Genomic DNA, 14,787 nt, shown 5'->3' with positions numbered 1-14,787 from the left:
CGAGGGCGCGGTCTCTTCAAGGATGTGCGCAACGCGTGAGCGCATGCGCCCCCTCGCCGGGGCGCACGACGACGACAGGACGGTGGCGATGAGCGTTCGCGACAACTCCGGCTTCACCTCGGTGCCGAAGGCCAAGGGGCTCTACGACCCCCGTTTCGAGCGGGATGCGTGCGGCGTGGCCATGGTCGCCACGATGCGCGGCTGGGCCGGGCACGACATCGTCGAGCACGCGCTGACGGCGCTGCGCAACCTCGAGCACCGCGGAGCCACCGGCGCGGACCCGAGCGTCGGCGACGGCGTCGGCGTCCTCACCCAGATACCCGACGAGCTGCTGCGCGGGGTGTGCGACTTTGACCTCCCCCCGCCGGCCGGTACGCCGTCGGGATCGCCTTCATGCCCGTCGACCCCGATGCCCAGTGGCACATCGGCGAGCGTTTCGCGCAGATCGCCGGCGAGGAGGGTCTGCGGGTCGTCGGCTGGCGCGACGTGCCGGTCAACCCCGACGGTGTCGGGCAGGCGGCGCTCGACGTGATGCCGGTCTTCCGCCAGGTCTTCGTGGCCGACGCCGACGGTGAGGCCGCGGGGATCCAACTGGACCGGATGGCGTTCTGTCTGCGCAAGCGCATCGAGCACGAGACCGACGTGTACTTTCCCTCGCTCTCGGCGCGGACCATCGTCTACAAGGGCATGCTCACCACCGGTCAGCTGGAGCCGTTCTTCCCGGACCTGTCCGACGAGCGCTTCACCTCCCAGCTGGCCCTGGTGCACCAGCGCTTCTCCACCAACACCTTCCCGTCGTGGAAGCTGGCGCATCCCTACAGGATGATCGCGCACAACGGCGAGATCAATACCGTGCGCGGAAATCAGAACTGGATGCGCGCCCGCGAATCCACCCTGGCCAGCGAGGTCTTCGGCGGCGACCTGTCGCGCACGTTCCCTGTCTGCACTCCGGGCAACTCCGACTCCGCGTCGTTCGACGAGGTCCTGGAGATGCTTCACCTGGCGGGCCGCAGCCTGCCCGCCTCGGTGCTGATGATGATCCCGGAGGCGTGGGAGAACCACGCGACCATGGACCCCGCCCGCCGCGCGTACTACGAGTACAACTCCACGATCATGGAGCCCTGGGACGGCCCGGCCTGTGTGACCTTCACCGACGGCACCCTGATCGGCGCGGTCCTGGACCGCAACGGACTGCGTCCCGGCCGCTACTCGGTCACCGACGACGGACTGGTCGTGCTCGCCTCCGAGGCCGGCGTACTCGACCTCGACCCCACCCGCATCGTGCGCAAGGGACGGCTGCGTCCGGGCCGGATGTTCCTGCTCGACACCGCCGAGGGCCGGATCGTGAGCGACGAGGAGATCAAGCAGGAGCTGGCAGCCGAGCACCCGTACAGCGAGTGGCTGACCGCCGGGATCATCAAGCTCGCGGACCTCTCGGAGCGCGAGCACGTCTGGCACACCCCGGCATCGGTCGAACGCCGCCAGCAGACCTTCGGCTACACCCAGGAGGAGCTGCGGGTGCTCCTCGCGCCCATGGCCCGCACCGGCGGCGAGGCACTCGGCTCGATGGGCACCGACACCCCGATCGCGGTGCTGTCGCAGCGCCCGCGGCTCATCTTCGACTACTTCAGCCAGCTCTTCGCCCAGGTCACCAACCCGCCGCTGGACTCCATCCGCGAGGAGCTGGTCACCTCCCTCGGCACCCTGATGGGTCCGGAGAGCAACGCTCTGGAGATCGGGCCGGCGCACGCCCGCCAGGTCGAGCTGCCCTTCCCGGTCATCGACAACGACGAGCTGTCCAAGCTTGTGCACATCAACGCCGAGGGCAACTTCCCGGGCTACGGCACCTACGTCATCCGCGGCACCTACAACGTCGAGGGTGGCGCGACCGCGCTGCGCGCGCGGCTGCAGGGCATCTTCGCCGAGGTGAGCCAGGCCATCGCCGACGGCTACCGCTTCGTGGTGCTGTCGGACCGGGACAGCAACTCCGAGTTCGCGCCCATCCCGTCGCTGCTGCTGACCGCCGCCGTGCACCACCACCTGGTGCGCGAGAAGACCCGCACCCAGGTCGGGCTGCTGGTCGAGGCGGGCGACGTGCGCGAGGTGCACCACGTCGCGCTGCTCGTCGGGTACGGCGCGGCCGCGGTCAACCCCTACCTCGCCATGGAGTCCGTCGAGGACATGGTCCGGCGCGGCGAGCTGCCCGAGATCAGCGCCGACCAGGCCACCCGCAACCTGATCAAGGCACTCGGCAAGGGCCTGCTCAAGGTGATGTCGAAGATGGGCATCTCCACGGTCGCGTCCTACCGGGGGGCGCAGGTCTTCGAGGCGGTCGGGCTGTCGGACGAGCTCATCAAGGACTACTTCACCGACACCTTCTCCCGCCTCGGCGGGGTCGGGCTGGACGTCATCGCCAAGGAGGTCGCCGCCCGGCACGCCACGGCGTACCCCAAGAGCGGCCAGCGTCCGCCGCACCGCACCATCGAGACCGGTGGGGAGTACCAGTGGCGGCGCGACGGCGAGCCGCACCTCTTCGACCCCGAGACCGTCTTCCGGCTGCAGCACTCGACCCGGTCGCGGCGCTACGACATCTTCAAGCAGTACACCGCGCGCGTCGACGAGCAGTCCGCGCGACTCATGACGCTGCGCGGGCTCTTCCGCTTCGACTCAGACCGCGAGCCCATTCCGCTGGACGAGGTCGAGCCGGTCAGCGAGATCGTGAAGCGCTTCTCCACCGGCGCGATGAGCTACGGCTCGATCAGCAAGGAGGCGCACGAGACCCTGGCGGTCGCGATGAACCGGATCGGCGCGCGCTCCAACACTGGCGAGGGCGGTGAGGACCTGGACCGGTTGCTCGACCCCGAACGCCGTTCGTCGATCAAGCAGGTCGCGTCGGGCCGGTTCGGCGTCACCTCCGTCTACCTGACCCAGGCCGACGACATCCAGATCAAGATGGCGCAGGGTGCCAAGCCCGGTGAGGGCGGCCAGCTGCCCGGCCCGAAGGTCTACCCGTGGATCGCCGGCACCCGGCACTCCACCCCGGGCGTCGGGCTGATCTCGCCCCCGCCTCACCACGACATCTACTCGATCGAGGATCTGGCGCAGCTGATCCACGACCTGAAGAACGCCAACCCCCAGGCGCGGATCCACGTCAAGCTGGTCTCCGAGGTCGGTGTGGGCACCGTGGCCGCCGGCGTCAGCAAGGCGCACGCGGACGTCGTCCTCATCTCCGGTCACGACGGCGGCACGGGCGCTGCGCCGATGACCTCCCTCAAGCACGCCGGTGGTCCCTGGGAGATCGGCCTGGCCGAGACGCAGCAGACGCTGTTGCTCAACAACCTGCGCGACCGCATCGTGGTGCAGACCGACGGCCAGCTGAAGACCGGCCGAGACGTGGTCGTGGCCGCCCTGCTCGGCGCCGAGGAGTTCGGCTTCGCGAGTGCGCCGCTGGTGGTGAGCGGCTGCATCATGATGCGCGTCTGCCACCTGGACACCTGCCCGGTGGGCGTCGCCACGCAGAACCCGGAGCTGCGGGCGCGGTTCAGCGGCAAGCCGGAGTTCGTCGAGACCTTCTTCGAATACATCGCCGAGGAGGTCCGCGAGTTGCTCGCCGAGCTCGGCTTCGCCACCATCGACGAGGCCGTCGGCCAGGTCGGTGCGCTGGACACCCGCGAGGCCGTCGACCACTGGAAGGCGCAGGGGCTGGACCTGTCGCCCGTGCTGGCCGACGTCGACGTGCCCGAGGGCTCGCCCCGTCATCACACGGTGGCGCAGGAGCACGGACTGGCCAAGGCGCTGGACCAGCAGCTGATCGTGCTGTCCGCCGACGCGCTGCAGGACAAGGCCCCGGTGCGCATCGAGCTGCCCGTCAGCAACGTCAACCGCACGGTCGGCACGATGCTCGGGCACGAGGTCACCAAGCGCTACCCCGCGGGGCTGGCCGACGGCACCATCGACATCTCCCTCACCGGCACGGCGGGGCAGTCGCTCGGCGCGTTCCTGCCCCAGGGCATCACGCTGCGGGTCTTCGGCGAGGGCAACGACTACGTCGCCAAGGGCCTGTCCGGCGGACGGGTCGTCGTCCGCCCGACGCGCGACGCGTCGTTCGTGCCGGAGCTGAACGCGATCGCGGGCAACGTCATCGCGTACGGCGCGACGAGCGGCGAGGTCTTCCTGCGCGGTCAGGTCGGCGAGCGGTTCTGCGTGCGCAACTCCGGTGCGACCGCGGTCGTCGAGGGCGTGGGCGACCACGGGTGCGAGTACATGACCGGCGGCACCGTCCTGGTGCTCGGTCCGACCGGTCGCAACTTCGGCGCCGGGATGTCCGGCGGCGTAGCGTTCGTGCTCGACCTGGACGAGCAGATGGTCAACACGGAGCTCGTCGACGTCCTTCCCATCCGCGAGGACGACCTGGAGCGGGTGCACACCCTGCTGCGCGACCACCACGAATGGACGCAGTCGCAGGTGGCCGCCAAGCTGCTCGCGAACTGGCCCGAGGCCGCCGAGCGCCTCAGCCTCGTACTGCCGCGCGACTACCAGCGGGTGCTGGACGTGCGGGCCAAGGCCGACGAAGAGGGGCTGGACCCCGACGGCGGCCAGGTCTGGGAACGAATCATGGAGGTGAACCGTGGCTGACCCACGAGGGTTCCTGAAGGTCCGCGATCGGGCGCTGCCGAAGCGCCGGCCCGTCTCGGTACGGATCAAGGACTGGAAAGAGGTCTACGAGGAGCAGCAGCTCGCAGAGCTGCAGCAGCAGGCGGGCCGTTGCATGGACTGCGGAATCCCGTTCTGCCACAACGGGTGTCCTCTCGGCAACCTGATCCCTGAATGGAACGACCTTGCCTGGAAGGGTGATTGGCCCGACGCGATCGAGCGGCTGCACGCCACGAACAACTTCCCGGAGTTCACCGGCCGGCTGTGCCCCGCTCCGTGCGAGACGGCGTGCGTGCTCGGGATCAGCGAGCCTGCGGTCACCATCAAGCAGGTCGAGCTGACCACCATCGAGCAGGCCTTCGAGGCCGGCGCGGTGGAGCCGCAACTGCCCACCCGGCTGACCGGCAAGACCGTGGCCGTCATCGGCTCCGGTCCGTCGGGGCTGGCCGCCGCCCAGCAGTTGACGCGAGCCGGTCACACGGTCGCCGTGTACGAACGCGACGACAAGCCCGGCGGTCTGATGCGCTACGGCATCCCCGAGTTCAAGATGGAGAAGGCGGTCCTGGACCGTCGCCTCGAGCAGATGATGGCCGAGGGCACCCGGTTCCGCTGCTCGACCGACGTCGGGGGAGAGCTCACCGGGTCGGCGCTGCGCCAGCGGTACGACGCGGTCGTGCTCGCGATCGGCGCCACGGTCCGGCGCGGCCTGCCGGCCCCGGGCCACGAGCTGAACGGTGTGGTGCAGGCGATGGACTTCCTGCCGGGCGCCAACCGGGCGGCGCTCGGTGAGCACGTCGAGGACCAGATCACCGCCAAGGACAAGCACGTGGTCGTGATCGGCGGCGGCGACACCGGTGCCGACTGCATCGGCACCTCCCATCGCCAGGGCGCCGCGTCCGTGACGTCGCTGGAGATCATGCCCAAGCCCGGCGAGGAGCGTGCCGAGGCCAACCCGTGGCCGACGTACCCGATGCTCTACCGCGTGGCGAGCGCGCACGAGGAGGGCGGCGAGCGGGTCTACGCGATCAGCACCAAGGAGTTCCTGGACGACGGCAACGGCAACGTGAAGGCACTGCGGCTGGTCGAGGTCGAGCGCAAGGGCAACGGCTTCGAGGAGGTCGAGGGCTCCGAGCGGGAGGTCCCGGCCGACCTGGTGCTGCTCGCCATGGGCTTCCTCGGCCCGCAGAGCGAGGGCCTGATCGAGCAGCTCGGGGTCGAGCTGGACGAGCGGACGAACGTGCGACGCGACGCCGACTTCATGTCGAGCGTGCCGGGCGTCTTCGTCGCAGGCGACGCCGGTCGCGGCCAGTCCCTGATCGTCTGGGCGATCGCCGAGGGGCGGGCCGCCGCACGTGGTGTGGACGCGTTCCTGAGCGGCGCGTCCGACCTCCCGGCACCGATCGCTCCGACCGATCGGCCGCTCACCGTCTGATCGGCGAAGTTACCTGGTAGTACGGCGTATCGGGTGCGCGAAAGACCGTGCGCCGTCGATAGGCTCGACGCATGCGTCACGCCAAGATCGTCTGCACGCTCGGTCCTGCCACCTCCTCCGCGAAACGCTGTCGCGAACTGGTCGAGGCGGGCATGGACGTCGCCCGCCTCAACCTGTCGCACGGCGCCTACGAGGACCACGAGGAGGTCTACAACAACCTGCGCCGCGCCAGTGAACAGAGCGGCCGCCCATTGGCCATCCTCTGCGACCTGCAAGGCCCCAAGATCCGCACCGGCCGCTTCTCGGCCGGCCCGATCGTGCTGACGAAGGGCGATCGGTTCACCATCACCAGCGACGACGTCGACGGCACCCAGGAGCGGGTGTCGACGACGTACAAGGGACTGCCCGGCGACGTGCAGCCCGGCGACTCCCTGCTCATCGACGACGGCAAGGTCTCCCTGCGAGCCCTGCAGGTCACCGCGACCGACGTGCTCACCGAGGTCGTCGAAGGCGGCACGGTCTCCAACAACAAGGGCATCAACCTGCCCGGGGTCGCGGTGAGCGTCCCCGCGCTGTCCGCCAAGGACGAGGCCGACCTGCGGTGGGCACTGCAGCTCGGCGCCGACCTGATCGCGCTGTCCTTCGTGCGCGAGGCGGCCGACATCGACCGCGCCCACGAGATCATGGACGAGGTCGGACGCCGGGTGCCGGTCGTGGCGAAGATCGAGAAGCCCCAGGCCGTCGACAACCTCGCCGAGATCGTGGAGGTCTTCGACGCGATCATGGTGGCGCGCGGCGACCTGGGTGTGGAGCTTCCGCTCGAGGAGGTGCCGATCGTGCAGAAGCACGCGGTCGAGCTCGCCCGCCGCGCGGCCAAGCCGGTCATCGTCGCCACCCAGGTGCTGGAGTCGATGATCGAGAACTCCCGGCCGACCCGCGCCGAGGCCAGCGACTGCGCGAACGCGGTGCTGGACGGCGCCGACGCGATCATGCTGTCGGGGGAGACCAGCGTCGGCGCGTGGCCCATCGAGTCCGTGCGGACCATGGCCCGGATCATCGCGAGCACCGAGGACCACGGGCTGGAGCGCATCGCGCCGCTCGGCACCCGCCCGCACACCAAGGGCGGCGCGGTCACGCGGGCCGCTGCCGACATCGGTGAACTGCTCGGGGTGAAGTACCTCATCCCGTTCACCACCAGCGGCGATTCCGCGCTGCGGCTGGCCCGGTTGCGCAGCCCCCGCCCGATGCTGGCCTTCACGTGCGACCCGGTCGTGCGCAACCGGCTCGCGCTGGTCTGGGGGGTGCACCCCTACCTGATGCCCGAGGTCAAGCACACCGACCAGATGGCCATGCAGGTCGATGAGATCCTCCTGGCGAACGGCGCCTGCGTCGAGGGCGACCTCGTGGTCATCATCGCCGGATCGCCTCCCGGCATCCCCGGCTCCACCAATGCGCTGCGGGTCCACCAGATGGGCGACGCCAAGAACAAGGTGGCGGCGGCGTACGACGAGCCGGCCACGTCGTACGACGGCCCGATGATCTAGCCGCGACCAGTGCGCCGCCGACCCTGACGCAGTTCGGCCCGAGGGCCACAGGTCGACCTGTGGCCCTCGGGCCGACGTGTGCCACCGTCGCGACCGCGTACGCCGCCCCGTATGCTGGCGCGCGCACGAACCACTGCCGGGGTGGTGGAATGGCAGACACGGAGCACTCAAAATGCTCTGCTCGAAAGGGCGTGCGGGTTCGAATCCCGCTCCCGGCACCAGCGTTCGCACCGTGAGAACGACGAATGGGGGGTCCACCAGGACCCCCCGTTCGTCGTACGTCGAGCTGGGAGAGTTAGAACTCCTTCGGTGCCGTGCTCTTGTCGGCTGATTCGTCCTCGACCGGCACGATGATCGGTCGCAGCCCGGCCCACAGAGCCATCAGCACCGCGACCACGATCATCGCGAGCCCGGACCACAGGTTGAGGTTGACCCCGCCCGTCTTGTGACTGTCGGAGTCGGTGTAGTTGAAGGCGCCCATGATCGTGAGGACCACGCCGTAGATCGCGAAGAGCGCGGCGATGATGTTGCGGACGTCGAAGAGACCGGCCGCGCGCCGATGGGCGGGCGCTGTTGTCGTCTGAGCCATGGGACGTCCTTAGTGGAAGATGACGTTGAGGATGATGACGAGGACCAGGGACAAACCGGCCAGCTTGGTGGGGGAGAGCCACCAGTGGGCGACCTCGCCCTCGGCGAAGTCGGCCTTGGGGGTCATCGAGTAGACCAGTCCCCGAAGCTCCGACTCCGGCTTGGGACTCGTGTACATCGTGACCACGATGCTCACGATCACGTCGACGACGAATGCCGCACCTGCACTGACGAAGCTGGCGCCCTGGCCGGTGAGGTTCAGCGCGCCGATGGACAAGTTGCCGAGCGCGTCCTTGGACAGGATCGCCACCACGAGAGCGCCGAGCGTTCCCGACACCAGACCGGTCCAGCCGGCCGTGGGGGTCATCCGCTTCCAGAACATGCCGACGATGAAGGTCGCGAAGAGCGGTGCGTTGAAGAACCCGAAGAGGGTCTGCAGGTAGTTCATGACGTTCGGGTACTGGCTGGCGAACGCCGACGTCCCTACGGCGACCAGCGTGCCGAGGACCGTCGCGATCCGCCCGAACGCCAGGTAGTAGTCGTCGCTGCGGTCCTTCTGGATGTAGGTCTGCCAGATGTCGTAGCTCATCACCGTGTTGAACGCCGACAGGTTGGCGGCCATACCGGCCATGAATGCCGCGAGCAGACCGGCGATGGCGACGCCGAGCAGTCCGTTCGGAAGCAGGTCGCGCATCAGGAAGAGCAGCGCGTTGTTGTAGTCCGGCTTCTTCTCGCCGGCGAACGCGCCGAGACCGGCGGCCGCCATGCCCGGGATGATCACGATGAAGGGGATGAACATCTTCGGGAAGGAGCCGATGACCGGCGCCCGCTTGGCGGAGTTCATGTCCTTGCTGACCATCGCGCGCTGGACCTCGACGAAGTTGGTCGTCCAGTAGCCGAACGACAGCACGAAGCCCAGACCGAAGACGATGCCGAGGATGGAGAGGAACGAGCTGCTGAAGCCCGTGAGCCCGTTGCCTGGCCACGAGTGGGTCTGGTCGTGGGTGAGCTTGCTGGTGAGGCCGTTCCACCCACCGATCTTCTTCATCGCGATGATGGTGAGCGGCAGCAGCGCCGCCACGATGACGAAGAACTGCAGCACCTCGTTGTAGATCGCCGCTGATAGACCACCGAGGGTGATGTAGCTGAGGACGATGAGCGCAGCGATCACCGTGGACAGCCAGATGTTCCAGCCGAACAGGGTGTTGACGATGGTCGCCAGCAGGTAGAGGTTGATGCCCGCGATCAGCAGCTGGGCCACGGCGAAACTGATCGAGTTGACCAGGTGGGCCGCGGAACCGAAGCGCCGGTACATGAACTCCGGGACACTGCGCACCCCGGAGCCGTAGTAGAAGGGCATCATCACCACGGCGAGGAAGAGCATCGCTGGGACGGCGCCGATCCAGTAGTAGTGGAAGGTCGGCAGCCCGATCTGCGCGCCGTTAGCCGACATGCCCATGATCTCGGTCGCGCCGAGGTTGGCCGAGACGAACGCGAGCCCGGTAATCCATGCCGGTAGCGACCGGCCGGACAGGAAGAAGTCGACGCTGCTGGAGACCTGACTGCGGGCAATCAGGCCGATGCCGAGCACGAAGACGAAATATGTCGCGATGAGGATGTAGTCGATCGGCCCGGCATCCAGCCGCAGGCCGCCGGCCACGGCGTTCACCGGAGTACCCCGATGGCTGTGCTCGACTCGTCCGAGCTCCACGTGCTCGCGTCAATCGGCGGCATCGTGCCGACGGGTCGGCGGCCGCCCGTGTGCAACGTCATGGTGATGTCCTCCGTAATGCCCGCGGACGACGTGCTCGCTCGAAGGCAGCACGCGCGGACCGCGGGTCGTCGATGTGATCGTTGACACTTTGGCGCGGATGTTCGATCATTGTCAACCAGCTTCGCCCATCAACCGCGCAGGTTCACACATATCCCGCCCGCACACGCCACGGTGTACGAGTGCGATGTGCGTTACTGTTCGATCAGAGCTTCTCGCGAGGGCTCCCCCGAGCTCTCGACGAGCCCGCGCATCCGTCACACCTAGGGGAGTGCCCGTGCTAGCTCGTGAACGCCAGGAGCGCATCCTGTCGCGAGTCCGGGCCGACGGCAGCGCGCGGGTCGCCCAGCTGACCGCCCAGTTCGGGGTGTCGGAGATGACCATCCGACGCGATCTGGACCAGCTGGACTCCGAAGGCCTGGTCGACAAGGTGCACGGCGGCGCGACGATGCCGCGGCAAGCGGTCACCGACGAACCGGGATTCAGCCGCAAGTCGCAGTTGAAGATGGCGGAGAAGAAGGCCATCGCCCGCGAGGCGGCAGCACTGATCCGCCCGGGCTGGGCGGTCGGTTTCGGCGGCGGTACGACGGCCTGGCAGGTCGCGCAGGAACTCGGCGCCGGCGCGGTCACGGGGTTGACGATCGTGACCAACTCGATCCAGGTGGCGACGGCGATCGACCCCGAGGGCGCCGGTCCCAACGTCATCCTCACCGGCGGGCTGCGCACGCCGTCCGACGCGCTCGTCGGACCGGTGGCGCTCAACACCATGCGCAGCCTGCACCTGGACGCGCTCGTCCTGGGCGCCCACGGTTTCGACCCCGGACGCGGACTCACCACCCCCAACCTGATGGAGTCCGAGATCAACCGCGCGATGATCGACGGCGCCAATCGCCTGATCGTCGTGGCGGATTCGAGCAAATGGGGAGTGGGAGGACTCGCGACGTTCGCCAGATTCGACGAGATCGACATCCTGGTGACCGACACCGGTCTCCCGCGCGACGCGCGAACCGCCCTGGAGGGCGCCATCGGCGCCATCCACCTCGTCGATGTGCAAGGAGGCACCGCCGATGAAGGTCACTAAGGCGTCGCTGGCGGACGGCCGCGACATCATCTACTACGACGAGGAGGACGACGCCGAACGGCGGCTCGTCGACACCAGGGATCTGAGCGGAGCGCCCACCCTGCACTCCGAGGTGCGGTATGACCCGCTGCTCAAGGAGTGGGTCGCCATCGCCTCGCACCGTCAGAGCCGCACCTACCAGCCGCCGACCAGCGACTGCCCGCTCGATCCGAGCACGCCGGAGCGGGCCACGGAGATCCCGTCGTACGACTACGACGTGGTCGTCTTCCAGAACCGGTTCCCGTCGTTCGCCCAGGGGGTGCCGCCCGTGCTGGACCGCGTCGACGACGAGCCGCTCCTTGTGCGGAAGCCGGGCGAGGGCCGTTGTGAGGTGGTGTGTTTCAGCTCCGACCACAACGCGTCGCTCGGTGACGTGTCGCCACGCCGGATGCGCACGATCGTCGACGCGTGGGCCGACCGCACCGCGGCGTTGAACGCGCTGGAGGAGGTCGCCCACGTCTTCCCGTTCGAGAACCGCGGCTCCGAGATCGGCGTCACGCTGAGCCACCCGCACGGGCAGATCTACGGCTACCCGTTCGTGCCGCCGTGGACCGCGCGGATGCTCGCCTCGGCGGCGGAACACCACGACCAGCACGGCACCAACCTCTTCGAGGACCTGCTGCACGCCGAGCGGCGCAGCGGCACCCGGGTGGTGACTGCCAGCGAGCACTGGACGGCGTTCGTGCCCGCCACCGCGCGCTGGCCCATGGAGGTGCACCTCTACCCCAACCGGCGGGTGCGCGAGCTGCCGGAGCTGGACGACGCGCAGCGGGACGACTTCGCGCACGTCTATCTCGACGTGCTGCACCGCCTCGACGGGCTCTACGACCTGCAGATGCCGTACGTATCGGGCTGGAACCAGGCGCCTGCCGGGGGCGACACGCTCGGCGCGGAGCACGCGTACCTGCATCTGCGGTTGCTCTCCAACCGCCGCGGCCCCACGAAGCTCAAGTACACCGCGGGATCTGAGAGCGGGATGGGGGTCTTCATCAACGACGTCGCGCCGGAGATGCAGGCCGCGTCGCTGCGCGAGGTCGCCGTCCGATGAGCGACGACGCCTTCGAGGCGGCGTACGGACGCCCGGCCGAGCTTGCGTGGCACGCGCCCGGCCGGGTCAACATCATCGGCGAACACACCGACTACAACGACGGATTCGCTCTCCCGGCCGCGTTACCGCTCGGAGTGACGGCACAGGTCGCGGCGCGCGACGACGGCGTCGTCCAGGCCTCGTCGGTGCAGGACGACGACGCGGTGACCGTGCCGATCGAGGACCTCGCCCCGGGCAGCGTGCAGGGCTGGGCCGGGTACGTCGTCGGGGTGATCTGGGCGTTCCGCGAGGCCGGCCACCACATGCCGGGCCTGGACATCGTCGTCGACGGATCGGTGCCGATCGGATCGGGGCTGTCGTCGTCCGCGGCGCTGGAGTGCGCGGTCGCCGGGGCGGTCGACGACCTGTTCGGTCTCGGTTCGACACCTGCCGACCTGATCACCGTGGCGCGGCGGGCCGAGAACGACTACGTCGGCGTCCCCACCGGCGCACTCGACCAGTCCGCGTCGGTGTTGTGCCGGGAAGCCGAGGCTCTCTTCATCGACTTCCGCTCGATGGACACGCGCCGGGTGCCGCTGGACCTGGACGGCGCCGGACTGCGGTTGCTGGTCATCGACACCCAGGCCCGCCACCAGCTCGCGGACGGCGAGTACGCCAAACGGCGCGCCGAATGCGCCCGTGCCGCGGAGCTCTTGGGGGTGCCCATGCTGCGCGACATCGACGACGACGAGCTCGCCGGGGCACTCGAGCGGCTCACGGATCCGGTGCTGCGGCGCCGCGCCCGGCACATCGTGACCGAGAACGCCAGGACGTTGCAGACGGTGCAGGTGCTGGAGGGGCAGGGCGACCCTCGTGCGATCGGCACCCTCCTGCTCGCCTCCCACATCTCCCTGCGCGACGACTTCGAGGTGTCCTGTCGCGAGCTCGACCTCGCCGTGTCCACGGCGATGGACACCGGCGCACACGGAGCGCGGATGACCGGCGGCGGCTTCGGCGGCAGCGCCATCGCACTCGTCGACGACACCGATACCGACGCCGTCACCGACGCCGTTCAGGGCGCTTTCGCCGAGGCCCAACTCACGGCACCGGTGATCTTCGCGATGCAGCCGGCCCGCGGCGCGCACCGTTGCGACGCGTGAGCCGCTGCCGCCCTAGTCCCATCCCTCGGCGTCCTCGAGCGTGATGAATCCGTCCTGATCGGTGTCGTACCGACCGAACTGGGCCTTGATGAGCAGCGGCGCCTCGGCGTACGAGAGGCGACCGTCGCCGTCGTCGTCGAAGTCCTCCAGGACCTTCTTGAAGTTCGCGATCATCGTGTCGCGTTCGGCGCTGCTCTGGTCCTTGATGTGCGCGAACGGGTCGTGCAGCTCGACCGGCGAGGCGCCGGGCGTGTTGGAGGAGAAGAACGTCACCAGCTTGTTGCGGCCCTGGCCGAGCGTCGTGACGTTGTGCGTCGTGTGCGGCGGCACCCGCACGATCGCCGGCGCCTTCATGTAATGGATGTCGTCGCCCGAGACGAACGCGACCTCACCCTCGGCGAGGACGAAGACCTCCTCGGTCGGGTGCTGGTGCAGCGGGGGACCGAAGCCGGGTCCGGTCTCGGTGACCTGGACCGTCGAGTTGTCCCATCCGTAGTGCTCGCCCTCCAGTTCGACGAAGTAGTCGCCGCTGTGCACATTCCAGAAGTTGAAGAGGGACTGGTTCTGCAGCACCCAGGGCAGCCCGAGCTGGAACACGTCGCCCGGTGTCACTTCGACCTGCCTGCGCGGTGTCGATCCGCCGTCGGTGGACTGCGTCATCTCACGTCTCCCGTATCCTCGGATTCTTATACGATCGGTGATCGCCGAAGACTATGACGGTAGCCACCGGCATCAGGCAGAGCAAGGGCTCGCGCCGACGAATGAAGGGTGCAGCGATGACGGAACGACGTCGCCGGGTCCGCCCGCGGTCACAGAGGGTGACGCTGAGCGTCGCCGCGTTCACCGACGTGGCCGTCGGTCTGCTCCAGCGAGAGGGCGCGGGCGCCATCACGCTGCGGCGGGTGGCCGCAGAGCTGCAGACCGGACCGGCGTCGGTCTACGGGCACGTGAGCACGATGCAGGAACTGCACGAGCTCGTCCTCGATCGAATGCTGGGCACCGTCGACCTTCGCGCCGACCTCGCCGACGAGCCGCGCAGCCGCGTCGAGGGGATCCTGGACTCGTACGCCACGATGCTGCTCGACCATCGGGGGCTGGCCGACCTCGCCTCCGGGTTCATCCCCCACGGGGAGAACGCGCTCGCGCTGGCCGAGGCCGTGATCGGCTCTCTGCTGCGGCTGGGTCTGAGCCCGGGCGGCGCGGCGTGGGGCTACGACCTGCTGATGCTGCGCATGACGGCGGCGGCGGCCGAACAGGATCGCTGGCGGGATCTCGACGGCCCGAAGACAGACGCGGCGGCCGCCTTCCTCGACTCCGATCCACTCCGGTATCCGAACATCTCTCGCGTGCGGGGCCATCTGTTCTCCGGCGGGCGGGCGCGTTCGGACTGGGCAGTGCAGGCGATCCTCGCCGGCATCGCCCACGCGCCCGACCCGGCGGAGCGGATGTCACGCGGTGGTGCTCCAGAGTTTTCGGGCCCGTAACACGCCGT

9 protein-coding genes, 1 tRNA gene and 1 pseudogene are annotated in these 14,787 nt (G+C 68.9%); 8 read left to right on the top strand and 3 right to left on the bottom strand.

The genetic code is table 11. The features are described from left to right. The first annotated feature begins 88 nt into the window (after window positions 1–88). From gltB to LVQ62_RS13320, 4 genes and pseudogenes are all read left to right on the top strand, one after another. Window positions 89–4,635: pseudogene (gene gltB, locus LVQ62_RS13335) on the top strand (glutamate synthase large subunit). Further along, window positions 4,628–6,085, top strand: a complete 1,458-nt coding sequence (locus tag LVQ62_RS13330; RefSeq protein WP_233762283.1) for a glutamate synthase subunit beta — start codon at window positions 4,628–4,630, stop codon at window positions 6,083–6,085. The pseudogene gltB and the gene LVQ62_RS13330 overlap by 8 nt, the downstream one beginning before the upstream one ends. 71 nt (window positions 6,086–6,156) lie before the next feature. Next, window positions 6,157–7,629 (top strand): pyruvate kinase, encoded by a 1,473-nt coding sequence (pyk, locus tag LVQ62_RS13325; protein WP_233762281.1) that lies wholly within the window; start codon window positions 6,157–6,159, stop codon window positions 7,627–7,629. 135 nt (window positions 7,630–7,764) lie between these two features. Next, a tRNA-Leu gene (locus tag LVQ62_RS13320) sits at window positions 7,765–7,850 on the top strand. Window positions 7,851–7,924: 74 nt separating this feature from the next. On the opposite strand, the gene LVQ62_RS13315 is transcribed toward LVQ62_RS13320, so the two are convergent. Then, complete coding sequence (locus LVQ62_RS13315) at window positions 7,925–8,218, bottom strand: hypothetical protein (RefSeq protein WP_233762279.1); 294 nt, start codon at window positions 8,216–8,218, stop codon at window positions 7,925–7,927. 9 nt (window positions 8,219–8,227) lie between these two features. Further along, on the bottom strand, window positions 8,228–9,886 hold the full coding sequence (locus LVQ62_RS13310) for a sodium:solute symporter family protein (protein WP_233762277.1): 1,659 nt from the start codon (window positions 9,884–9,886) through the stop codon (window positions 8,228–8,230). A 379-nt stretch (window positions 9,887–10,265) separates the two neighbouring features. Here LVQ62_RS13310 and LVQ62_RS13305 point away from each other — a divergent pair, with 379 nt between their 5' ends. Genes LVQ62_RS13305 through galK form a run of 3 tightly spaced genes read left to right on the top strand, consistent with a single transcriptional unit; the run spans window position 10,266 to window position 13,295 of the window. Next, window positions 10,266–11,069, top strand: a complete 804-nt coding sequence (locus tag LVQ62_RS13305; RefSeq protein WP_179480457.1) for a DeoR/GlpR family DNA-binding transcription regulator — start codon at window positions 10,266–10,268, stop codon at window positions 11,067–11,069. After that, window positions 11,056–12,156, top strand: coding sequence for a galactose-1-phosphate uridylyltransferase (gene galT / locus LVQ62_RS13300; RefSeq protein WP_233762274.1), 1,101 nt, complete (start codon window positions 11,056–11,058; stop codon window positions 12,154–12,156). Before LVQ62_RS13305 ends, galT begins: the two co-directional genes overlap by 14 nt. Continuing rightward, the gene (gene galK / locus LVQ62_RS13295) at window positions 12,153–13,295 is read left to right on the top strand and encodes a galactokinase (RefSeq protein ID WP_233762272.1); all 1,143 of its coding nucleotides are present in this window, start codon (window positions 12,153–12,155) and stop codon (window positions 13,293–13,295) included. Before galT ends, galK begins: the two co-directional genes overlap by 4 nt. A gap of 12 nt (window positions 13,296–13,307) precedes the next feature. Here the strand turns inward: galK and LVQ62_RS13290 are convergent, their stop codons facing one another. Further along, entirely contained in the window at window positions 13,308–13,955 is a 648-nt protein-coding gene (locus LVQ62_RS13290; RefSeq protein ID WP_233762271.1) for a cupin domain-containing protein, read from the bottom strand. Between the two features lie 116 nt (window positions 13,956–14,071). Between LVQ62_RS13290 and LVQ62_RS13285 the strand changes: the two genes are divergently transcribed. After that, complete coding sequence (locus LVQ62_RS13285) at window positions 14,072–14,779, top strand: TetR/AcrR family transcriptional regulator (RefSeq protein ID WP_233762269.1); 708 nt, start codon at window positions 14,072–14,074, stop codon at window positions 14,777–14,779. Window positions 14,780–14,787 lie beyond the last annotated feature (8 nt).

The organism is Allobranchiibius sp. GilTou73 (genome assembly GCF_021391335.1).
GTDB lineage: Bacteria > Actinomycetota > Actinomycetes > Actinomycetales > Dermatophilaceae > Allobranchiibius > Allobranchiibius huperziae.
This window is presented reverse-complemented; position numbering and strand designations above follow the sequence as displayed.

Excerpts from the sequence above, each read along its gene's own strand:
- LVQ62_RS13285 (WP_233762269.1), top strand. The coding sequence starts at position 14,072 with ATGACGGAACGACGTCGCCGGGTCCGCCCGCGGTCACAGAGGGTGACG.
- galK (WP_233762272.1), top strand. The coding sequence starts at position 12,153 with ATGAGCGACGACGCCTTCGAGGCGGCGTACGGACGCCCGGCCGAGCTT.
- LVQ62_RS13315 (WP_233762279.1), bottom strand. The coding sequence starts at position 8,218 with ATGGCTCAGACGACAACAGCGCCCGCCCATCGGCGCGCGGCCGGTCTC.
- galT (WP_233762274.1), top strand. The coding sequence starts at position 11,056 with ATGAAGGTCACTAAGGCGTCGCTGGCGGACGGCCGCGACATCATCTAC.
- LVQ62_RS13290 (WP_233762271.1), bottom strand. The coding sequence starts at position 13,955 with ATGACGCAGTCCACCGACGGCGGATCGACACCGCGCAGGCAGGTCGAA.
- pyk (WP_233762281.1), top strand. The coding sequence starts at position 6,157 with ATGCGTCACGCCAAGATCGTCTGCACGCTCGGTCCTGCCACCTCCTCC.